Below are 21,679 nucleotides of genomic sequence, written 5' to 3' on the forward strand. Positions count from 1 at the left end.
CGGGATTCAGGCGCCGCCCAGGAGGGCGAAGAAACGCTTATGCCGCGGAGCTCTCTCCCTCTCCGCCCGCTTGCGGGGGAGAGGGAAAAGGACGCAGCGGCGCCCCACGCCGCCGTCACTCCGGCGTGATGCCGGCGAGCTTGGCGGTCTCGCCCCAGACCTTGAGCTCGTCCTTGACGCGCGCGGCGAACACGTCGGGCGTCTCGCCGCCGGGGACGCTGGCCAGCGCCGCGATCTTCGCCTTGGTCTCCGGCTCGGCCAGCACGGCGGCGACCTCGGCGTGGATCCGCGCCACCAGCGCCGGCGGCATGCCCTTGGGCCCGAACATCGCGAACCACGCCGGCCGCGCCAGGTCGGGCACGCCGACCTCGCCCATGGTCGGCACGTCGGGCAGCGCCTCGAGCCGCTTGTCGCTGGTCACCGCCAGCATGCGCAGCGTGCCGGCGCGGTGGTGCGACATGGCGGTCAGCGGGCTGGTGAAGCCGGCCGGGATGTGGCCGCCGGCCAGCTCCTGCAGCATCGGCGCGGCACCCTTGTAGGCGACGTTCTCGATCTTCAAGCCGCTCTTCACGCGGAACAGCTCGCCGGTCATGCGGGTGGTGTTCTCGGTGCTGCCCCACTGCACCTTGCCGGGCTCGGCGCGGGCGCGCTCGGCGAACTTGGCGTAGGAGTCCATGCCCGCCTTGGGCGAGCCCACCAGCGTCAGCGCGCCCAGCACCAGCGGCGTGATCGGCGTGAAGTCCTTCTCGGTGTCGTAGGGCAGCTGCTTGGTGGTGTAGGGGTTGATGACGTGGGCGCTGGTCATCACCAGCAGCGTGTAGCCGTCGGGCGCCGCCTTGGCGACGATGTCGCTGCCGAGGATACCGCTGGCGCCGCCCTTGTTGTCGACCACCACGCTCTGCTTCCAGCGCTCGGCCAGCCGCGGCGTCACCAGCCGGGCCGCGATGTCGGTGCCGCCGCCGGCGGGATAGGGCACGACCACGCGCACGGGTTTGTTCGGATAGTCGCCCTGCGCGCGGACGATGTGGGGCGCGGCCAGCGTACCGGCACCCGCCAGCCCCGCGATGGTCAACGCGCCCCGCCCCAGATCGCGGCGTCCCAGTCTCCGGATCGTCATGTCGTCCTCCCTGATTCGTTTCGTTGGGGAGAGCCTAGCCGAGTTCGAACTCCACGAAAACGCCAGGTCGGAATCCCTCTCAGCCGGGCAGCGGCGGAGAGGGACGGAATGCGGGCGATCGACCCCGCGGCCCGCACCGGTCATCCACAATCGGTCGCATCCCATCCGGCGCGGCGTTTGCTATAGAGCGCGCGCCACGCCACCCCCGCCGACCAGGGATTCCCGCCGATGTCCGCCCCCGCCCAGGCCTCGCCCTCGCCCACCCCCGACCGCGCCAGGATCGCCCGCGCGCTGATCTCCGTCTCGGACAAGGACGGGCTGATCGATTTCGGGAAGTTCCTCGCGTCGTCCGGCGTCGAGATCCTGTCGACCGGCGGTTCGGCCAAGGCGCTGCGCGACGCCGGGGTGAAGGTGGTGGAGGTGTCCGACCACACCGGCTTCCCCGAGATCATGGACGGGCGCGTCAAGACGCTGCAGCCCTCGATCCACGGCGGCATCCTGGCGCGGCGCACCGATCCCGGCCACGCCAAGGCGATGGCCGACCACAGCATCGCGCCGATCGACCTGGTCGTCGTGAACCTCTATCCGTTCGAGGCCACGGTGGCGCGCGGCGCCGATTTCGCGACCTGCGTCGAAAACATCGACATCGGGGGACCGGCGCTGATCCGCGCCGCCGCCAAGAACCACGACTTCACCGCCGTGGTGGTCGACCCCGCCGACTACGCCGCCGTGCGCGCCGAGATGGAGGCGAACGCGGGCGCCACCACCTTGGCGCTGCGCCGCAAGCTGGCGGCGACGGCCTACGCGCGCACCGCGTCCTACGATTCGGCGATCGCCAACTGGTTCGCCAAGCAGGAGGGCGAGAGCTTCCCCGAGCGGCTGACGATGGCGGCGACGCGGGTGCAGACGCTGCGCTACGGCGAGAACCCGCACCAGAAGGCGGCGTTCTACAGCGACGGAAGCGGCCGGCCCGGCGTCGCCACCGCGCGCGTGGTCCAGGGCAAGGAGCTCTCGTACAACAACATCGGCGACACCGAGGCGGCCTACGAGTGCGTGGCGGAGTTCAAGGAGCCGGCGGTCGTCGTCATCAAGCACGCCAATCCCTGCGGCGTCGCGGTCGCGAAGAACCAGTACGACGCGTATCTGAAGGCCTACGCCTGCGATCCGGTGTCGATCTTCGGCGGCATCGTGGCGGTGAACACGACGCTGGAGGCGCGCACCGCCGAGGATCTCGCCAAGCTGTTCCTCGAGGTGGTGATCGCGCCGGACGCGACGCCGGAGGCGCTGGAGATCCTCGCCAAGCGCAAGAACGTGCGGGTGCTGCTGGCCGGCACGCTACCCGATCCGACCACCACGGGGATGACGCTGAAGAGCGTGGCCGGCGGCTATCTGTTCCAGACGCGGGACAATGGCCACGTCGCCAAGGCGGACCTGAAGGTCGTCACCAAGCGCGCGCCGACGGCGAAGGAGCTGGACGATCTGCTGTTCGCGTTCACGGTGTGCAAGCACGTGAAGAGCAACGCCATCGTCTACGCCAAGGACGGCGCCACGGTCGGCGTCGGCGCCGGCCAGATGAACCGCCGCGACTCCTCGCGCATCGCCGCCATCCGCGCCGCCGAATCGGGCGAGGCCGCGGGTCTCAAGATCAGCCCCGCCGTCGGCAGCGTGGTGGCGTCGGACGCGTTCTTTCCCTTCGCCGACGGATTGCTCGCCGCCGCCGAGGCGGGCGCGACGGCGATCATCCAGCCGGGCGGCTCGATGCGCGACCAGGAGGTCATTGACGCCGCCGACGCGAAGGGCCTGGCGATGGTGTTCACGGGGATGCGGCACTTCAGGCATTGAGGGTGAGGGCGCGCCGCCCTACAAACCACCGATCATGCACAATTCAGCGGCGCCGATGTCCGGTGGAATTTGATTCTTGCTCCCGATGCTACACGCGCCCGGAAGTCACCACTCGGCCACCAGCATTCGATGCGAACATCAGCTAGCCAGTCTCTCTCCCATTGATGTTCGGGTCGTCGCTCCAATACAAGCAGGAGCTTTCTACGCCTCATTTTCGATCTGCTTCTCGATTCCACAAAGGCATACTCAAGCAATTGGCCGACACCTTCACGCACTGCGTATCGGGTCTCTCCGACATGGCAGGTCTTGAACTCGCAGAACGCGGCCACACCCGTGGATGCCTCGAAGAAGACTGCGTCTACGCCGCGTGCATTGACAAGCCCTTTGCGATTAGCCGCAATTTCGTCCGGGGATTGCTCCCTGCACAATTTCGCCGATATGCAAAACCCAATGAATCTCTTGTGGAGGTCGGAGTGGGTTGCCGAGATATCAAGACGTTGCGCCTTGATATATTTGACGTAAGCCTCGTCTGATGCATCTCCGGTTGGACCGCCTTTCGAGTTTGAAGTCTGCCGCCTTCCATTCGTAGTTCGGCGTTGGCGTGTTGACTTTGTTGTATGCTCGGTCTTGCCTCCTTTCCGCCCAGCGCACCTGTCCATCAACTCAAGTAATAGTGCGTAAGCGTACGTCACATTTTTGTATGATGGACTAAGGCCTCTTAGCTTAAGTACGCGGCTTCCCCATCTCTTGACGCTGATGTGATCGGGATTGTGCTTACGCCTTGCGTCGGAGAGTGCTTGAAGTTTCTGGTACGGAACCGCATGCGCCACGCGTTCCCCGTTTGGTCGCTTCTTCGAGCCAAAAGCTATGCTGCAACCATCCGATGAGATTCCAACGAGCTGAAGTGGATCGCGGACATGCTTGTGGCCGTACCGCTCGCGAAGCGTAGCTATTTTTTCCTGCGATGACTGTTTGAGAAAATGTTCTCTAAACAGCCGTTCGTTGATACGCATTGGAGTCCTCCTGTTTTTTCCAGATTGCTCTGGCAATCGTATCTTCTGCAACCAGCGGAGGTCGTTGTGCATTCTCGTCTTTCTTGTCAGCGGTAGCAGATAGGAACGAATATTCTAAGGTATCAGATGAATGGCATGGACTAGCCACATTCTCATGAGAGCTTACGCGACGACATCCGAAACAGGTGATCTTTCAACCGTATCGGCCGCACCACCGTTACCTCATCCCCCCACGTCACCAGATGCCACGCCATCTCTCGCAGCCCCCCGGCGCGGAAGCGGACGACGAGGCTGCCGTCGCGGCGGCGGGTCATCTTCTGCGTTGGATGGAATATCCACTGATTCGCCTCGTCGGCGACCTGGGGTGAGAAGCGCCATTCGACATCGACCGGCTTCTCGACGTAGGTCCCGAACGACTGGTTCGCGAACTTCTCCAGCGACCAGCCGCGCGGCTTCTTGAAGCCCGCGTCGAGCGTGGTCACCGCCTGGATATTGGCGAGCGCGAAGCGGCGGACGTCGTCCGCGCGCTCGTTCTCGCTGTGGGCGATCAGATACGCCCGCGTGCCGTGCTGGAAGCCATAGGGCCGCACGACCACGTCGCCGGTCTTGCCGGTCGCGCGATAGCGGTAGCGGAGCTTGACCTTGCGCGTGGCGAGGATGGCGTGGCGCAGGCCGGTCAGAATTTCCGGATCGACGGTCTCGCGCGGCCCGGGCCGGACGACCAAGCCCTCCGCCGCCGCGAGGCTCAACGCGTCGTTCTCCACGGTCGCGCGGCGCGCGCCGTGGGCGGCGGCCAGCTTGACCGCGAGGCCGCGGAGCGCGTCGGCATGGATCCGGGTCGACGATTGGTCGAGCTGGCGTGTCGCCACACGCAGAGCGGCCAGCTCGTCCACTGTCACGTCCAGCGCGAACGGCGTCCGGACGGCTAAGATGCGCCAGACCTTCGACCCGTCGCTGTCGCTCTCGCCGACAAGTTCGAGATCGTCGTAGCCGCGAAGCGCCGCGAGCAGCCGCTCGACCGACCGGCGTTTGACGCCGAGCCGTTCCTCCAGTTCGGGAATCGACAGTCCAACATGGCTGGACTGCAGCTCCCGAAAGAGCCTCAGAAGCCGACCGGCAGGGCCGTAGCGCGGATTGGGCATGGGTCGTTCCAAGGTTCGATGCTTGCGCGTCGGATACCGCGCCGTTCCGGCGCGGGCGACGGGAGGACCGCCAAGCTACGTCCTCTTTTGACGCATGCCCACCCTATGATCCGGGGAGACCTAGCGCATCAGGGAGACGAACGATCATGATCAGCTTCCTCGGAGAGCCCGTGACTAGCGCCGCGGTCGATGACGACCCGCCGGAGGTTCCGATCGGCGCGTTGCTATGGCCGCTGGGCTGGATGGCGCACCGCGCCTTGGATCTCGCGCGCGCCGACCCGTCGCTGGCGCCGCGGCTGCTTGAGCTGGATTGGCCGGAGCTCCACCTTCTGGCGTTCGCCATGTCGCGGGACTGGCATCGAGACAGGACGGCGCAGGTCGCCGCCAGCGTTGGCGCGCCGGTGCGCGACGTGCTCAAAGCGTTCGACCTCCCGGACCTACCGGACCTCGAACGGTTTCTACGGCATCTGCCGCGCGAAATCCTGCCGGAAGCGGACTACCGGCGGATGACGAGCCTGCTCGACGATCCGCGCTCCGCCGACATCGTCCGCGACGAGATCGACATCCAGCCTCAGTGGCTCCGCAACGTCATGGATTTGCCGTGGAAACTGCTGACCGTGCCGATCGTCGCCGCGGTCGACGACGAGCCGCGCGGCGCCGAACGCCTGCTGACGTGGACCGAGCGCGTGGCCAAACGGCGAGGCGATCCCGACACGCGCTTCGTGGTCGACCGCCTGCGTACCGCCCGCTCGGCGCGATCGTTGCGCGGGCGCATATCGCGACTGGCCGACGAGCAGGCGTCGTCAGAAGCGGCGCCATCGGCCATCGACATCGCGGAATTCGCGGAGACGATGCGCGGCAATCTCGACATCGGGAACGGCATGCCGCGCGCGGCGGAACGCCGCCATCGTGCGCTACAGAGGCTGCGTTGGGGCGGTGCCGCCGTCTAGTCGGCGATACGGCGACGGCCCGCCCACCGCTCCGCCGCCCGTCAGTCGAAGATGTCGAACAGGTCGAAGCGCTTCTTCTTGCGGTAACGGTCGTCGTCGTAACCGCGGCTGTCGTAGCCGCGACTATCATACCGGCGGCGGTCATCGTCGCGGCGGTCATCGTCGCGATCGTAGCGGCGCCGGTCGTCGTCATCGTCGCGGCGGGCGTAGCGGTCGTCGCGCGGCGGCGGGGGCGGCGGTTGCATCGCCGGCGGCGGCGGCGTGGCGGCGGTCGCCTCGGCGGCGGCCTCGTCGCGCGACATCGCCATCATCTTCTCGAGTTCGCCGCGGTCGAGCCACGCCGCGGCAGGTCGGGCACATGTCGAACTCGACGCCCGCGCGCTGGACGGTCTGCATCGCGGCGTTGTCGTTGGGGCACATCAGCAGGGGCATCAGCCATCTCCTCTCCGGGAGCGGCCCGCCCTCGTCCGTCGCGTCGTCGGACGAGCGGCCGGGCGCGCTCGTGGTGGTCCGACATCGCGATCCCGGTGGATCGCCAGAGGGGCCCGGTCCAAGCCGTCGATATGGTCCCGGCGGCGGCGCGCGCAAGAGGGCCGCGGCGCGCGCGATCAGCGCGGCAGCAGCCTGAACGACGCCATGAATCGCTGGCCTTCGGGCGCCTCCATCTCGTCCGGCGGGCATAGATAGATCGTGAAATAGGCGTCCTGGTCACGGATGGTCACCCAGAAAATCGCGACCTTCGAGGGCGGCGCCGTCACCGCGAGGATCTTCCGCAGCGCGCCCGGTTCCGCGCGCACGTCCCGTTCGAACAGGACCTTGCCATTGAACATCGACGCCGCGCCGTCGCGATGGCGTCGCATCAAGCTCTCGGGAGACTCCGGCGGCGCGCCGGGCGGCGGCGTCATATGGACGACCTTGTAGATATGGTTGTCGGTGAGCGTGGTCGCGGCGCGGTAGACCGCGTTGCCCCGCGGCGTCGGGATGTCGATCGTCTCGATCTCGGGCGGCCCCGGGAACTCGGCGCGGAAATGGCTGGTGCTCGAACGGTGCTCGACCCATTGCTGCGCGACCGCGGGAAACGTCGACAGGAGACAGACGAACGACGCGGCGACGAACACGCGTAACGAAGGCATGGCGGACTCCGGAGGCCATCCGAACGGGACGGGTATCGACGGGCGCCATACCCGTCATGAGGGTATCGCGGCGGCCGCCGACGGACAACCGCAGGCGACCGCATCCGCTTGCCCCCGCGCCGCCGCGCGCGTATGCCCGCCGCCGTCATGACCTCCGCCCCCGACAGCGACGCCGACGCGCCGCGCCGCCGCACGCTGTACGGCCGGCGCCAGGGCAAGAAGCTGCGCGCGCACCAGCAGGCGCTGCTGGTGGACGCGCTGCCGCGGCTGCGGCTGGACGTGCGCCACAGCCTCGACCCGGCCGAGCACGCGCCGCTCGACCTCGCCGCCGCCTTCGGGCGCGACATGCCCGGCGGCTACGCGCTGGAGGTCGGGTTCGGCTCGGGCGAGCATCTGGTGTGGCAGGCCGCGCGCAACCCGGAGATCGGCTTCATCGGCTGCGAGCCCTACGTCAACGGCGTCGCCAAGTGTCTCGCGCAGGTCGAGGCCGAAGGGCTGGGCAATATCCGGGTGTTCGACGACGACGCCCGCTTCGTGATGGCGGCGCTGCCGCCGGCCAGCCTGGTGGCCGCCTACGTGCTGTTCCCCGACCCGTGGCCGAAGGTCCGGCACCACAAGCGGCGGTTCGTCTGCCGGGAAAACCTCGACCGGCTGGCGACGCTGCTGGTTCCGGGAGCTGAGTTGCGTTGCGCAACCGACGATCCCAGCTACCTGCCGTGGATGGTCGAGCACGCCGTCGGGCATCCCGCCTTCGAATGGCTGGCCGAGGCGCCGGCGGATTGGCGCGGCCGGCCGGCGGACTGGCCGCCGACCCGCTACGAACGCAAGATGCTGGCGGGCCGGAAACCCGTGTTTTTGCGGCTCCGGCGGCGCTGACGACGCGTTCCGGGGGCCGGAATCCGCTGGACTCGCGGGCGGTCGACGCTTATACCGCCGGCAACATAGACTGGTCCCGTAAGCCGGACCTAAAAACAAAGAGCGGGCCAAAAGCCCGCTCTTGTCGTTTTCCGGATTTCGGCCCCGGAAACGGGCCCGGCGGGACGACGAACGACGCGGAGCGGACGGGTTTGAACGAAATCGAGCGGCGCGTGACGGAGATCGTGGGACCGGCCATCGAGGGTCTGGGATACGAGATCGTGCGCGTGCTGATGAGCCCGGGCCGCGACGGGCGCCTGCAGATCATGGCCGAGCGCCGCGACGGCGCCGGCATGACGGTCGAGGATTGCGAGCGCGTGTCGCGCACCGTCTCGGCCCTGCTCGACGTCGAGGATCCGATCGCCGAGGCCTACACGCTGGAGGTCAGCTCGCCGGGCATCGACCGGCCGCTGGTGCGGCCCAAGGACTGGGAGCGCTGGGCGGGCCACCTGGCCCGCGTCGAGCTGAGCGATCCGGTCGACGGGCGCAAGCGGTTCAAGGGCGTGGTGCTGGGTCTGGACGGCGACGCCGCCCGGCTGCGGATGGAGGACTCCTCGGAGGCCCGTCTGCCGCTGGCGCTGGTGGCGCGCGCCAAGCTGGTCCTGACCGACGCGCTGATCGCCGAGAGCGCGAAATCCGAGGCCGCGGCGGCCGCCGCCGCGGCCGCCCACTAGACCAAGTCCGCGCACGCGGTCCGATCCACAAGCCAGGAAGCACGGAGCGATCCCCCCATGGCGACCACAGCCGACATCCCGCGCCAGGAGATGCTGACGGCGGCCGACATCACGGCGCGCGACAAGGGCCTCGACCGCGAGCAGGTGCTCGAGGCGATGGAGCTGGCGCTGCAGAAGGCGGCGCGCGCCAAGTACGGCCTGGAGCACGACATCCGCGCCGAGATCGACCGCAAGTCGGGCGAGATCAAGCTGCTGCGCTTCATGCAGGTGGTCGACGCGGTCGAGAACGAGAGCACGCAGATCGGCATGGTCGAGGCGCAGCGGCGCAACCCCGACGCCCAGGTCGGCGACTTTCTCACCGACGAGCTGCCGCCGGTCGATTTCGGCCGCATCAGCACGCAGACCGCCAAGCAGGTGCTGACCCAGCGCATGCGCGAGGCCGAGCGCAAGCGGCAGCACGAGGAGTTCAAGGACCGGGTCGGCGAGGTCGTGTCGGGCACGGTCAAGCGGGTCGATTTCGGCAACGTCATCGTCGATCTCGGCGGCCGCGCCGAGGCCATCATCCGCCGCGACGAGTCGATCCCGCGCGAGGCGCTGCGGCCCAGCGACCGCGTGCGCGCCTACATCTACGACGTGCGCGAGGAGCCCCGCGGCCCGCAGATCTTCCTGTCGCGCACCCATCCGCAGTTCATGGCCCTGCTGTTCAAGCAGGAGGTGCCGGAGATCTACGACAACATCATCGAGATCAAGCGCGTGGCGCGCGATCCCGGCAGCCGCGCCAAGATCGCCGTCGTCAGCCACGACCCCAGCATCGACCCGATCGGCGCCTGCGTCGGCATGCGCGGCAGCCGCGTCCAGGCCGTGGTGCAGGAGCTGCAGGGCGAGAAGGTCGACATCATCCCGTGGTCGCCGGACACCGCGAACTTCGTGGTCAACGCGCTGGCGCCGGCCGAGGTCGCCAAGGTGCTGCTCGACGAGGAGAAGGGCTCCATCGAGGTCGTGGTGCCGGACGACCAGCTATCGCTGGCGATCGGCCGCAAGGGCCAGAACGTGCGCCTGGCCGCGATCCTGACCGGCTGGGACATCGACATCGTGCCGGAGAGCGAGGAGTCGGAGCGGCGCCAGAAGGAGACGCAGGAGCGCGTCGAGGCGTTCCGCGCGGCGCTGGACGTCGACGAGGTCATCGCCCATCTGCTGGTGGCGGAGGGCTTCGGCCGCATCGAGGAGGTCGCCTACGTCGCGGTCGACGAGCTGGCGGCGATCGAGGGCTTCGACGCCGACCTGGCCGGCGAGCTGCAGCGCCGCGCCGCGACCTTCGTCGAGACGCGCGACGCGGAGTTCGAGAAGAAGCGCCTGGAGCTGGGCGTGACCGACGAGGTCGCCGCGATCGAGGGCCTGACCCGCGGCATGCTGGTCCGGCTGGGCGACAAGGGCGTGAAGACGCTCGACGATCTGGGCGATCTGGCCGGCGACGAGCTGCGCGAGATCGTGGGCGAGGACGAGCTCGACGCCGACGCGGCCAACGCCGTGATCATGGCGGCGCGCGCGCACTGGTTCGGCGGCGACGCCGAGGCGCCGGCGGCGGAAGCCGCGGGCTGAGCGGACGGGGCGGACGACGACGATGGTGGCGGTGACGGCGATGGCGGAGCGGGAACGCGACGCGGCGATGGACGCGGGCGGCGACGCCGACGCGGACAGCGGCCCGCTGCGCACCTGCGTGGCCACCGGCGCCATCCTGCCGCCGGAACGGATGATCCGCTTCGTCGTTGGACCGGACGACGCCGTGGTGCCCGATCTGGCCGGCAAGCTGCCGGGCCGCGGCATGTGGGTGGTCGCCTCGGCGGCGGCGCTGGCGCAGGCGGTGGCCAGGCGGGCCTTCACGCGCGCGGCGCGCCGGACCGTGACGGTCGACGACGGGCTGGTCGAGCGGGTCGAGCGTCTGCTGCGCGACCGCGCGGTCGAGGCGCTGGCCTTGGCGCGGCGCTCGGGCGACGCGGTCTGCGGCTTCGCCAAGGTCGAGGAGAAGATCGCCGGCGGGCGTCTCGGGCTGGCGGTGTGCGCCGCCGACGCGCGCGACAGCGACGGCCGCGCCAAGCTGGGCCGCGGCGGCGCGCTGGTGCTGGATTTCGTCGACGCGGACACGCTCGGACGGGTGTTCGGCCGCGACGACGCGACGTATGTGGGCATCATGCGCGGCGCGATGGCGGCGCGCGTGAGACGGGAGATCGAACGCTGGGCGGCCTATCGCGCCGCGTCGGCGTCGTAAGTCCGGATCGAATGCTGGTGGCGTACCGAGGATCGGAGAACGGCGGAACATGACCGAGAGCACCGAGACCAAGCAGACCAAGCCGCTGACGCTGACGGGCGCCGGCCGGCTGGAGCTGAAGCCGAAGGTCGAGACGGGGCTGGTGCGCCAGAAGTTCTCGCACGGGCGGACCAACGTCGTGACCGTCGAGGTCAAGAAGAAGCGCGTCGTCGCCCCGGTGGCGCCGCCCGCCGCCGCGAAGCCCGCGGTCGCGGCCGCGCCTGCGCCTGCGCCTGCGACCGCGAAGCCGGCGGCGGCGCCCGCGCCCGCCGCGGTGGCGCCCGCGCCGACGCCCGCGCCCAAGCCCGCTCCTGTCGCCGCACCCGCGGCCGCGCCGGCTCCCGTCGCCGCGCCGGCGCCGGCGCCCGTCGCCGAAAAGCCCGCCGCCCCGGCGGCCGTGAGTCCGGCGGCCCCCGCTCCGGTGGCTCCGGCCCCGGCAACTCCGGCCCCGGCGGCTCCAGCCCAGGCGGCTCCGGCCCCGACGGCGCCGACCGCACCGGCGCCGAAGCCCGCCGCGGCGCCCGTCGCCACGGCGGCGCCGGTCGCGGCCCCCGCCGCGCCGGCGCCGGCGCGCCCGCCGCTCCGCACCTCGCCCGCTCCGGCGCAAGCGCCGGCCGCCCGCGCGCCCGCCGCCCCCCCGGGCGGTCTGCGCCCCGGTCTGCGTAGCGGCGCGCCCGCCGCGCCGGCGGCTCCCGCCCGTCCCGTGCCACCACCGCGCCCGGCCCCGACCGGCCGCGGCGTCGTGCTGCGCACGCTGACCGACGAGGAGAAGGAGGCGCGCGCCCGCGCCCTGGTCGGCGCCGCGAAGGACGAGGAGGTCCGGCGCGCCAAGGCGCTCGAGGACGCCCGCCGCCGCGCCGAGGACGACGCCAAGATGGCGAAGCAGCGCGAGGAGTCCGAGCGCCGCACCGCCGAGGAGGACGCGCGCAAGCGCGTCGAGGAGGAGGCCCGCCGCAAGGCTGAGGACCAGCTCCAGAAGCGCATCCGCGAGGCCCAGGCGCAGGCCGGCGTGTCGACGGCCGCCGCCCAGCGCGCCCAGGCCCTGCTCGAGGCCGACGACGACCGCGGCGCCCGTCCGGGTCCGATGGCGCGGCCGGCCGGCGGCGCCCCGCCGCGTCCGGGCGCGCCGCGTCCCGGCGGCATGGCCGGCGCCGGCGCCGGCGCCGCCCTGCGGCGGCCCATGCCGGCCGCCCCGGCGAAGAAGATGACCGGCCCCGGCCGGCGCGAGGAGCCCAAGCGGCGCGCCAAGACGATCGACGTCGGCGCGGCGATCTCGGGCGAGGACACGGTGCGCGGCCGCTCGCTGGCGGCGCTGCGGCGCGCCAACGAGAAGGACAAGCGCAAGGTCTGGGGCTCGGCGTCGGAGCCGGCCCAGAAGGTCTACCGCGAGGTCACGATCCCCGAGACGATCACGGTGCAGGAGCTCGCCAGCCGCATGAGCGAGCGCGGCGCCGACGTGATCCGCATCCTCATGAAGATGGGGCAGCTGGTCACCATCAACCAGGTGATCGACGCCGACACCGCCGAGCTGATCGTGGCCGAGATGGGCCACACCGCCAAGCGCGTGTCGGAGGCCGACGTCGAGACGTCGCTGGGCGGCGAGACCGACGCGCCGGAGACGCTCGCGCCCAGGCCGCCGGTGGTCACGATCATGGGCCACGTCGACCACGGCAAGACGTCGCTGCTGGACGCGCTGCGCGAGACCGACGTGGTCGCGCACGAGGCCGGCGGCATCACGCAGCACATCGGCGCCTACCAGGTGACGCTGGGCTCGGGCCAGAAGATCACCTTCCTCGACACGCCGGGCCACGAGGCGTTCACCGCCATGCGTGCGCGCGGCGCCAAGGTGACGGACATCGTCGTGCTGGTCGTCGCGGCGGACGATGGCGTCATGCCGCAGACCATCGAGGCCATCGCCCACGCCAAGGCGGCGAAGGTGCCGATGATCGTCGCCATCAACAAGTGCGACAAGCCGGCGGCCGACCCGGGCAAGGTGCGCCAGGCGCTGCTTCAGCACGAGGTGCAGGTCGAGGAGTTCGGCGGCGAGGTCCAGTCCGTCGAAGTCTCGGCGCTCAAGCGGACCAACCTCGACAAGCTCGAGGAGGCGATCCTGCTGCAGGCGGAGATCCTCGACCTCAAGTCCAACCCCGACCGCGCCGCCGACGGCACCGTGGTCGAGGCCAAGCTCGATCCCGGCCGCGGCTCGGTCGCGACCGTCCTGGTCCAGCGCGGCACGCTGCGACCGGGCGACGTGTTCGTCGCCGGCGCGGTGTGGGGACGCGTGCGCCGCCTGGTCGACGACCGCGGCGCCGCCATCGACAGCGCCGGCCCGGCCTTCCCGGTCGAGGTGCTCGGCCTCAACGGCACGCCCGAGGCCGGCGACGGGTTCCACGTCGTCGAAAGCGACGCCCGCGCCCGCGAGATCGCCGATTTCCGCGCCCGGCGCGACCGCCAGGCGCAGCTGGCGGCGACGGCCGGCGGCCGCGGCTCGCTCGAGGACATGCTCAAGGGCATCCGCGAGGGCACGGCCAAGGAGCTGCCGGTGGTCGTCAAGGCCGACGTGCAGGGCTCGGTCGAGGCGATCGCCGCCTCGCTGCAGAAGCTGTCGACCGACAAGGTCGCGGTGCGCGTGCTTTACTCCGGCGTCGGCGGCGTCAACGAGTCCGACGTCACGCTGGCGCGCGCGTCCAAGGCGCTGATCATCGGCTTCAACGTCCGCGCCAACCCGCAGGCGCGCGAGCTGTCGAAGCGCGACAAGGTCGAGATCCGCTACTACTCGATCATCTACAACGTCGTCGACGACGTGCGCGGCCTGATGACCGGCATGCTCGATCCGATCTACAAGGAGACGTTCCTCGGCAACGCCGAGATCCGCCAGGTGTTCAAGATCACCAAGACGGGCAACGTCGGCGGCTGCTACGTCACCGAGGGCACGGTCAAGCGCGGCGCCAAGGTCCGCCTGCTGCGCGACAACACCGTCATCCACGAGGGCACGCTCAAGACGCTCAAGCGCTTCAAGGACGAGGTGCGCGAGGTGAACTCCGGTTTCGAGTGCGGCATGGCGTTCGAGAACTACGAGGACATCCGCGAGGGCGACGTGATCGAATGCTTCGACGTCGAGGAGGTCCGGGCGACGCTGTAGCCCGTGTCCGCCCCGGCGCCGTCCGGGGCGGGTCCGGCCGGCGCCGTCCCGACAGGGTCAATGTCCCGCCATCGCTCATCGAGATCCTCCACCGAGATCGGCGGCAAGCCGCGCACGCCCAGGCAGCTGCGCGTCGGCGAGGAGCTGCGCCACGCGCTGGCGGCGGTGTTCGAGCGCGGCGACATGCGCGACCCCGATCTGCGCGGCGCCTCGATCACCGTGACCGAGGTCGACGTCAGCCCCGACCTGCGCAACGCCACCGCCTTCGTGATGCCGCTGGGCGGCGCCGACCGCGAGCGGCTGCTGGCCGCGATGCGCCGCGCGGCGCCCTATTTCCGCGCCCAGCTGGCGCGCGCGGTCGAGCTGCGGCACGCGCCCGACCTGCGCTTCGAGCTCGACAAGGGCTACGACCACGCGCAGCGCATCGACGCGCTGCTGCGCGCCACGGCGCCGCCGCGCGATTCCGGCGCCGCGCCGGAAGACGCCGATTCCTGACGGCGGCGGAACCGTCCGCCCGATGACCGCGCCCATCGTCCTCGCCTCGACCAGCGCGGGCCGCCGCGCCCTGCTGTCCGGCGCCGGCGTGGCGTTCGAGCCCGTGGCGCCGGAGGTCGACGAGGCCGCCGAGAAGCGCGCGATGGGCGCCGTGGACGCCGCGGCGCTGGCGGCGCGGCTGGCCGAGCTGAAGGCGCTCGACGTCTCGCGCCGCCGGCCCGGCGCCTGGGTCGTGGGCGGCGACCAGACGCTGGACCGCGACGGCCTGCTGTTCGACAAGCCCGAGACCATCGACCAGGCCCGCGCGCATCTGGTGGCGCTGCGCGGTCGCGCCCACGCCCTGCGCGCGGCGATCTGCGTGGCGCGCGACGGCGCCGTCGTGTGGCGCCACCTGTCGAGCGCGCGGCTGACGATGCGGGACTTCTCCGACTCGTTCCTCGACGCCTACGTCGCGGCGTGCGGCGGATCGCTAACGACGTCGGTCGGCGCCTACCGGCTCGAGGGGCCGGGCGCGCAGCTGTTCGAGAGCATCGACGGCGACTACTTCACGATCCTCGGCCTGCCCCTGCTGCCGTTGCTCGCGTTCCTGCGCGGCCAGGGCGCGCTCGAAAGCTGATCCATGGCGACGCCCGATTTCGCTCCCCTCCTCGCCGAGGCCGCCGGACGGCCGTTCGCCTTCATCGTCGGCTGGCCGGTGTCGCATTCGCGCTCGCCGGCGCTGCACGGATTCTGGCTGAAGGAGCGCGGCCTGCGCGGCCACTACGGGCGGCTGGCGGTCGAGCCGGGCGGCGCGGCGCTGCGGGCGACGTTCGACATGATCCGCCGCACGCCGGCGGCGCGTGGCTGCAATCTGACGATGCCGCACAAGATCGAGAGCCTGGACCTGCTCGACCATGTCGATCCGGCGGCGGCGCGCATCGGCGCGGTGAACACGGTGGTGAAGCGGGCCGACGGCACGCTGGAGGGCTCCAACACGGACGCGTTCGGCTTCATGGCGGCGCTGCGCGCCGGCGCGCCGGACTGGCGGCCGGAGGCGGGACCGGCGGTCGTGCTCGGCGCCGGCGGCGCCGCCCGCGCCGTGGTGGCGGCGCTGATCGAGGCCGGCGCGCCGGAGGTTCGCATCGTCAACCGCACGCGCCAGACGGCGATCGACCTGGCGGTGCCGTTCACGCCCGACGACGGCCGGACGATCGCGGTCGAGAGCTGGGATCGCCGCGACCAGGCGCTGGCGGGCGCGGCGCTGCTGGTCAACACCACGTCGCTGGGCACGACGGGGATGGCGCCGCTCGACATCGACCTCGCGGCGCTGCCGAAGGCGGCGCTGGTCGACGACATCGTCTACGTGCCGCTGGAGACCGGCCTGCTGCGCGCCGCCCGCGCCCGCGGCAACCCCGTCGTCGACGGGCTCGACATGCTGCTGCACCAGGGCCGGCCGGGCTTCGGCAAATGGTTCGGCGTCGAGATGCCCGGCGTGACGCCGGCCCTGCGTCGCGCCGTCGCCGGCGACCTCGGCGCCTGAGCCCCGCCGCGTTTCCACCGGTCCGGAAAACGCTCTAAGGTGGCGGCGGTTCGGGGGGAGCCGCGGCGCGAGGCATGGAAAAGAACCTGTTCCGGTACATCTGGCGGCATAGCCGGAGCGAGCAGCTCGTCATCCTCGGGCTGGTGGTGCTGGCGCAGGTGTTCTATTTCGCCTCGCTCAACATCCCCAAATCGATCGTCAACGACGGCATCGAGGGCAAGGCGTTCCGGAACGCCGCCCAGGTCCCGTTCCTGCGCATCGACCTGCCGGTGCCGTCGTTCATCGCCGAGAGCGGCTGGATCCGCGTGTTCGATGGCCTGACGCTGTCGCAGTGGCCGTACCTCGTCGCGATGAGCCTGCTGTTCCTGTTCATGGTCACCGTGAACGGGCTGTTCAAGAAGACCATCAACACCCAGAAGGGCCGCATGGGCGAGCGCATGCTGCGCCGCCTGCGCTACACGCTGTACGACCGCATCCTGCTGTTTCCCAACGCCCATTTCCGCAAGGTCAAGGCGGCCGAGCTCAGCAGCATGGTGAAGGACGAGGTCGAGCCGCTGGGCGGCTTCATCGGCGACGCCTACATCCAGCCGGCGTTCCTCGGCGGCCAGGCGCTGACCGCGCTGCTGTTCATCATCCTGCAGAGCTTCTGGCTCGGCCTGATCGTGATCTCGGTGCTGGCGGTGCAGGCCTTCATCATCCCGCGCTTGCGCAAGCGCATCCTGGCGCTGGGCAAGCGGCGCCAGATCACGGCGCGCCAGCTCGCCGGCCGCATCGCCGAGACGGTCGACGGTGTGCACGAGGTGCGCACCAACGCCACCTCGAACTACGAGCGCGCCGACATCGCGCAGCGGCTGGGCGAGATCTTCACGATCCGCTTCGAGCTCTACCAGCGCAAGTTCACCGCCAAGTTCCTCAACAACCTGCTCGCCCAGACGACGCCGTTCATGATCTACCTGATCGGCGGCTACTCGGTGCTGTTCGGCGACATGCAGGTCGGCGCCGTGGTCGGCGTGCTGCTGGCCTACAAGGACCTGCCCGGGCCGGTGAAGGAGCTGATCGACTGGGACCAGCAGCGCCAGGACATCCAGCAGAAATACGAGCAGGTGGTCGAGCAGTTCGAGCCCGAGGGCATGCTGCCGGCCGAGCTTCAGGCGATCCCCGACGGGCCGGTGGCGCCGCTGACCGGCGAGATCGAGCTGGCCGGCGTGTCGGTGGTCGAGGAGAGCGGCGCCAAGACGCTGGACGGCGTCACGCTGGCGTTTCCGGTCGGCGCCAAGGTGGCGCTGCTGGGCGCCGGCGGGTCCGGCAAGGAGACGGTCGCCCAGCTTCTCGCGCGGCTGTCGGCGCCGACCACCGGCGACGTGCGCGTCGGCGGCGCGTCGCTGCGGACGCTGCCGGAATCGACCACCGGCGCGCGCATCGGCTACGTCGGCCAGGACGTCTACCTGTTCCCGGTCAGCGTGCGCGACAACCTGCTCTACGGCCTCAAGCGGCGGCCGGCGCCGATCACCTACGCCGACGATCTGGCGGCGGCGCGCGCGGCCTTCGTCGCGGAGTCGCGCCGCGCCGGCAACCCGATCGACGATCCGCAGGCGGACTGGATCGACTACGACGCGGCGGGCGCCACCGGCCCGGCCGACATCGACGCGCGCGTGGCGGCAGCCTTGCGGGTGGTCGAGCTGGAGGAGGACGTCTACCAGTTCGGCCTGCGCGGCACGATCGACCCGGCGACGCGGCCGGCCGTGGTCGAGGCGATCCTCAAGGCGCGCGCCGAGCTGCACGCGCGGCTGGAGGCGCCGGGCTTCGCGGCGCTGGTCGAGCCGTTCGACCGCGACCGCTACAACCGCAACATGTCGGTGGCCGAGAACCTGCTGTTCGGCACGCCGGTGGGCAGGACCTTCGATCCCGACAACATCGGCGCCGATCCCTACATGCGCGAGGTGCTGCGCCGCGAGGGGCTGGAGGCGCCGCTGACGGCGATGGGCGTGAAGATCGCCGAGACCATGGTCGAGCTGTTCGCCGACCTGCCGCCGGGCAACCCGTTCTTCGAGCAGTTCAGCTTCATCGCGGCCGAGGATCTGCCGGTGTTCCGCACGCTGCTCAGCCGTCTGGCCGGCCGCGGCGTCGCCGACCTCGACGCCGCCGACCGCGCCCGCTTCGCCGCCCTGCCGTTCCGCTACATCGAGGCCCGCCACCGCCTCGGCCTGATCGACGACGCGATGGAGGAGCGCCTTCTGGCGGCGCGCCGCGCCTTCGCCGACACGCTGCCCGCCGACCTCGCCGGCGCCATCGAGCTCTACGACGAAGCCCGCTACAACGGCGCCGCCACGCTGCAGGACAACATCCTGTTCGGGCGCGTCGTCTACGGCCAGGCGCAGGGCCCGCAACGGGTCGGCAAGCTGATCGCCGAGGTGCTGGAGGGGCTGGGTCTGCGCGGCGCTGTCGTCGAGGTCGGTCTCGACTACAATGTCGGCGTCGCCGGCAAGCGGCTGTCGGTGGTCCAGCGGCAGAAGGCCGGGCTGGCGCGGGCGCTGGTCAAGCGGCCGGATCTGCTGGTGCTGAACGAGGCGACGGCGGTGTTCGACGGCGCCACGCAGCAGCGCGTGCTCGAGGCGGTCCTCGCGGCCAGCGCCGGCGGCGTGGTGTGCGCGCTGAGCCGGGCGGCGCTGGCCGACCGCTTCGACAACGCCGTGGTGATGGCCGGCGGCCGGATCGTGGCGCGCGGGACGGCGGCCGAGCTGGCGGACGACAAGGCCTACGCCGAGCTTCTCGGCGCGGGCTGAGCGGAGGAGGACGACGATGAGCATCAACGAGGAAGTCGAGCTGCTGAGGGCCGTCCCGCTGTTCGCCAAGGTCGAGCCCGCGAAGCTCAAGCTGCTGGCCTTCACCAGCGAGAGGCTGACCTTCGATCCCGGGCAGGAGCTGTGCCACCAGGGCGACATGGGCGACGCCATGTACGTGATCCTGGGCGGCTCGGCCGACGTGCTGATCGATTCGTCCGGCGGCCAGATCAAGGTCGCCGAGCTGAAGAAGAACGGTTTCGTCGGCGAGATCGCGATCCTGTGCGACGTGCCGCGCACCGCCACCGTGGTGGCGCACGACCGGCTGACGACGCTGAAGATCACCAAGGAGACGTTCTTCCGCATGGTGACCGAGTTCCCGACCATGGCGGTGGAGATGATGCGCGAGCTGGCGCACCGGCTGGAGGACACCAACCAGAAGCTGCGCGCGGTCTCGGCCAAGGCCGCCTAGGCGCCGCCCGCGTGAGCCGGCTCGACAGCTTCATCCGCCGCATGCGGGCGCAGCGCGACTGCCTGAACTGGATCGCGCCCAGGGTGCGCGACATCCCCGGCCCGGTCCTCGAGGTCGGCCTCGGCAACGGCCGCACCTACGACCATCTGCGCGAGATCCTGCCCGGCCGCGACATCCACGTGTTCGAGCGCGAGGTGCGGGCCCATCCCGACTGCGTGCCGGCGCCGGACCGGCTGTTCCTCGGCGACATCCGCGAATCGCTGCCGCGGGCGCGCGCGGCGCTGGGACCGACGGCGGCGCTGATCCACAGCGATCTCGGCACCGGCGACCGCGCCGCCAACGCCGCGCTCGGCGCGTGGCTGGGGCCGGCGCTGGATTCGCTGCTGGCGCCGGGCGGCTACGTGGTCGCCAACCAGCCGCTGACGGTGGCGCGCTGGACGCGCCTGCCGGAGCCCGAGGGCGTGCCGGCCGACCGCTACTTCATCTACCGCGCGGCGGCCTGACGGCGTCAGGCCTACCGCCGCACCATGCGGATCAGCAGCAGCAGGACCACGGCGCCGACCACCGAGCCGAGGAAGCCGGCCGTCTGGCCGACCTTGTAGAGGCCCAGCGCCTGGCCGCCGAACGTCGCGACCACCGAGCCGACGATGCCGATGGCGATGGTCGCGAAGAATCCGGACGGATCCCTGCCCGGCATGACGAACTTGGCGATCAGCCCGACCACGAAGCCGATCGCGACCATGCCGAGGATTCCCATGAGGTCCATGCCGCGCTCCCGATCCACGTGGATGTCGACCGCCACAATGCCCGGCGCCGCGCCGGACGCAAGAGCGACGGCGCGGCGCCCGCCCGCCCGCGGGCGGCGGCCGGCGGGGCGTGGTATCGTCGCGGACGCGCCGCGCCAAACGGAGACCTCGTCGTGCCCAACGCCGTCCTTCCCGTGTTCGATGTCGTGGGTTCCGCCTACCGCCGCGTGTTCGGCCACGGCCGCGACCTGATGGCGATCGGCCGCGTGCCGTTCTTCCTGCTGACCGCGGTCGGCGTGGTCGACGCGCTGGTCGGCAACGAGTCGTTCTCGAAGGCGCTCAACTTCGCCGTCAACATCATGATGATCATGGTGCTGCTGGCCTGGCACCGGGTGTTCCTGTTCGGCCTCGGCGACGCCGACGCCGCGCGTCCGCTGAACTGGACGTCGCGCGCGTGGAAGTTCCTGTGGAACTCGTTCGGCATCGCGTTCCTGGCGGTGCTCCTCGTCATCGCGCTCGCGATGATCGGACTGGCGATCGGCGGAACGCAGGGTCTGGTCGCGTTCGGCGCCGCCGGGCTGATGATCGTGGCGCCGGCCGTGGCCTCGCTCGGCCTGGTGTTCCCCGCCATCGCCGCCGACCACCCCGCCGGCTGGAAGACCATCTGGGCCTACGGCGAGGGCAACCGCTGGCGGCTGGTCGCGACCGGCGTGCTGACGGCGCTGCCGACCTTCGTCGTCAGCCTGCTCATCATCGCGGTGGTGGCCGGTCTGCTGTACGCCGGCGGCTCGCCGCGCGTGGTCGGCGTCGTGGCGGCGCCGGTGTTCGCCATCATCCAGCTCGTGGGCGGCGCGGTGCTCGCGGCGTCGTTGTCCTACAGCTACCGCGTGCTGAGCCGCCATCCCGACCCGCTCGACGGCGCGCTGCTGGGACCGCCGACATCGGTGTAGGCGCCGGCGCGCGGCGGCTCCGACCCCACGCGCGTATACGGTAACGCCACCGGCAACGACCTTGACAACCTTCGGCCCGTGAGGCTCTGTGCGCCGCATGTTCGGTGGCAGCTTGTTTGGTCCTTGGGCGCTGCGGCGCGCGCGTTCGACGTTGCGCCGCTTCATCGGTGCGTTCGTGACGATGGCTATGGTGGTTTCGCTGGCGGCGCATGCAACCCATGCTCATCAGACCGCTCCATCGCCCGTCGACCAGATCAATTTCGCCATGCCGGATGACGGGGCTCCTCCGACTTCCGACGGCAGCGGGACGGCGTCACCCGCCGATTGCTGCCAGTGCTGCGCGCCGAACATCATCCTCCCGGCGGTGATCGACGTCACACCGCGAGCGAGACCAGCGGCTCTGCCTTTCGCGGTGATAGCCAGCTACATCGCGACCCACCGAACCATCGAATCGCCACCTCCCCGAGCCTGATCCGCCGCCGTT

The 21,679-nt window shown here is 70.8% G+C and carries 19 protein-coding genes and 1 pseudogene; 15 read left to right on the forward strand and 5 right to left on the reverse strand.

The genetic code is table 11. The annotated features are described in order from the left end of the window. Nucleotides 1-115: 115 nt before the first annotated feature. Nucleotides 116-1,117: a tripartite tricarboxylate transporter substrate binding protein gene (locus IPK81_11705; GenBank protein QQS14753.1), complete on the reverse strand. Its 1,002-nt coding sequence runs from the start codon at nt 1,115-1,117 to the stop codon at nt 116-118. 228 nt (nt 1,118-1,345) lie between these two features. Between IPK81_11705 and purH the strand changes: the two genes are divergently transcribed. Further along, nucleotides 1,346-2,959, forward strand: coding sequence for a bifunctional phosphoribosylaminoimidazolecarboxamide formyltransferase/IMP cyclohydrolase (gene purH, locus IPK81_11710; GenBank protein ID QQS14754.1), 1,614 nt, complete (start codon nt 1,346-1,348; stop codon nt 2,957-2,959). 1,165 nt (nt 2,960-4,124) lie between these two features. Here purH and IPK81_11715 read toward each other — a convergent pair. After that, the gene (locus tag IPK81_11715) at nt 4,125-5,114 is read right to left on the reverse strand and encodes a WYL domain-containing protein (GenBank protein ID QQS14755.1); all 990 of its coding nucleotides are present in this window, start codon (nt 5,112-5,114) and stop codon (nt 4,125-4,127) included. Nucleotides 5,115-5,371: 257 nt separating this feature from the next. Between IPK81_11715 and IPK81_11720 the strand changes: the two genes are divergently transcribed. Continuing rightward, nucleotides 5,372-6,064, forward strand: a complete 693-nt coding sequence (locus IPK81_11720) for a hypothetical protein (GenBank protein QQS14756.1) — start codon at nt 5,372-5,374, stop codon at nt 6,062-6,064. 41 nt (nt 6,065-6,105) lie between these two features. Here IPK81_11720 and IPK81_11725 read toward each other — a convergent pair. Both IPK81_11725 and IPK81_11730 read right to left on the reverse strand, forming a co-directional pair. After that, a pseudogene (locus IPK81_11725) lies at nt 6,106-6,496 on the reverse strand (zf-TFIIB domain-containing protein). Nucleotides 6,497-6,672: 176 nt separating this feature from the next. Beyond that, complete coding sequence (locus IPK81_11730; protein ID QQS14757.1) at nt 6,673-7,197, reverse strand: hypothetical protein; 525 nt, start codon at nt 7,195-7,197, stop codon at nt 6,673-6,675. A gap of 147 nt (nt 7,198-7,344) precedes the next feature. Between IPK81_11730 and trmB the strand changes: the two genes are divergently transcribed. The 11 genes from trmB (at nt 7,345) to IPK81_11785 (ending at nt 20,002) form a co-directional block, all read left to right on the forward strand. After that, entirely contained in the window at nt 7,345-8,073 is a 729-nt protein-coding gene (gene trmB / locus IPK81_11735) for a tRNA (guanosine(46)-N7)-methyltransferase TrmB (protein ID QQS14758.1), read from the forward strand. Between the two features lie 191 nt (nt 8,074-8,264). After that, nucleotides 8,265-8,786: a ribosome maturation factor RimP gene (rimP, locus tag IPK81_11740; GenBank protein ID QQS14759.1), complete on the forward strand. Its 522-nt coding sequence runs from the start codon at nt 8,265-8,267 to the stop codon at nt 8,784-8,786. 57 nt (nt 8,787-8,843) lie between these two features. Then, entirely contained in the window at nt 8,844-10,385 is a 1,542-nt protein-coding gene (gene nusA / locus IPK81_11745) for a transcription termination/antitermination protein NusA (GenBank protein QQS14760.1), read from the forward strand. Nucleotides 10,386-10,407: 22 nt separating this feature from the next. Next, on the forward strand, nt 10,408-11,052 hold the full coding sequence (locus IPK81_11750) for a DUF448 domain-containing protein (GenBank protein QQS14761.1): 645 nt from the start codon (nt 10,408-10,410) through the stop codon (nt 11,050-11,052). Between the two features lie 49 nt (nt 11,053-11,101). Next, nucleotides 11,102-14,233, forward strand: coding sequence for a translation initiation factor IF-2 (gene infB, locus IPK81_11755; protein QQS14762.1), 3,132 nt, complete (start codon nt 11,102-11,104; stop codon nt 14,231-14,233). Between the two features lie 60 nt (nt 14,234-14,293). Further along, the gene (gene rbfA, locus IPK81_11760) at nt 14,294-14,728 is read left to right on the forward strand and encodes a 30S ribosome-binding factor RbfA (protein ID QQS14763.1); all 435 of its coding nucleotides are present in this window, start codon (nt 14,294-14,296) and stop codon (nt 14,726-14,728) included. Between the two features lie 22 nt (nt 14,729-14,750). Then, complete coding sequence (locus tag IPK81_11765) at nt 14,751-15,344, forward strand: Maf family protein (GenBank protein ID QQS14764.1); 594 nt, start codon at nt 14,751-14,753, stop codon at nt 15,342-15,344. A 3-nt stretch (nt 15,345-15,347) separates the two neighbouring features. Continuing rightward, nucleotides 15,348-16,247 (forward strand): shikimate dehydrogenase, encoded by a 900-nt coding sequence (locus tag IPK81_11770; protein ID QQS14765.1) that lies wholly within the window; start codon nt 15,348-15,350, stop codon nt 16,245-16,247. 74 nt (nt 16,248-16,321) lie between these two features. Further along, the gene (locus IPK81_11775) at nt 16,322-19,030 is read left to right on the forward strand and encodes an ATP-binding cassette domain-containing protein (protein ID QQS14766.1); all 2,709 of its coding nucleotides are present in this window, start codon (nt 16,322-16,324) and stop codon (nt 19,028-19,030) included. Nucleotides 19,031-19,046: 16 nt separating this feature from the next. Next, nucleotides 19,047-19,499: a cyclic nucleotide-binding domain-containing protein gene (locus tag IPK81_11780; protein ID QQS14767.1), complete on the forward strand. Its 453-nt coding sequence runs from the start codon at nt 19,047-19,049 to the stop codon at nt 19,497-19,499. A gap of 11 nt (nt 19,500-19,510) precedes the next feature. Next, on the forward strand, nt 19,511-20,002 hold the full coding sequence (locus IPK81_11785; protein ID QQS14768.1) for a hypothetical protein: 492 nt from the start codon (nt 19,511-19,513) through the stop codon (nt 20,000-20,002). Nucleotides 20,003-20,013: 11 nt separating this feature from the next. Here IPK81_11785 and IPK81_11790 read toward each other — a convergent pair whose 3' ends face one another. Then, nucleotides 20,014-20,256 carry a GlsB/YeaQ/YmgE family stress response membrane protein gene (locus IPK81_11790; GenBank protein QQS15071.1) on the reverse strand — a complete coding sequence of 81 codons (243 nt, stop codon included), beginning with the start codon at nt 20,254-20,256 and terminating at the stop codon, nt 20,014-20,016. Between the two features lie 162 nt (nt 20,257-20,418). On the opposite strand from IPK81_11790, the gene IPK81_11795 reads away from it, so the two are divergent. Together IPK81_11795 and IPK81_11800 are read left to right on the forward strand one after the other, a co-directional pair. Further along, on the forward strand, nt 20,419-21,195 hold the full coding sequence (locus IPK81_11795) for a hypothetical protein (GenBank protein ID QQS14769.1): 777 nt from the start codon (nt 20,419-20,421) through the stop codon (nt 21,193-21,195). Nucleotides 21,196-21,292: 97 nt separating this feature from the next. Then, entirely contained in the window at nt 21,293-21,667 is a 375-nt protein-coding gene (locus IPK81_11800; protein ID QQS14770.1) for a hypothetical protein, read from the forward strand. Nucleotides 21,668-21,679 lie beyond the last annotated feature (12 nt).

The sequence above is a fragment of the Rhodospirillales bacterium genome, from assembly GCA_016699855.1.
GTDB lineage: Bacteria > Pseudomonadota > Alphaproteobacteria > Reyranellales > Reyranellaceae.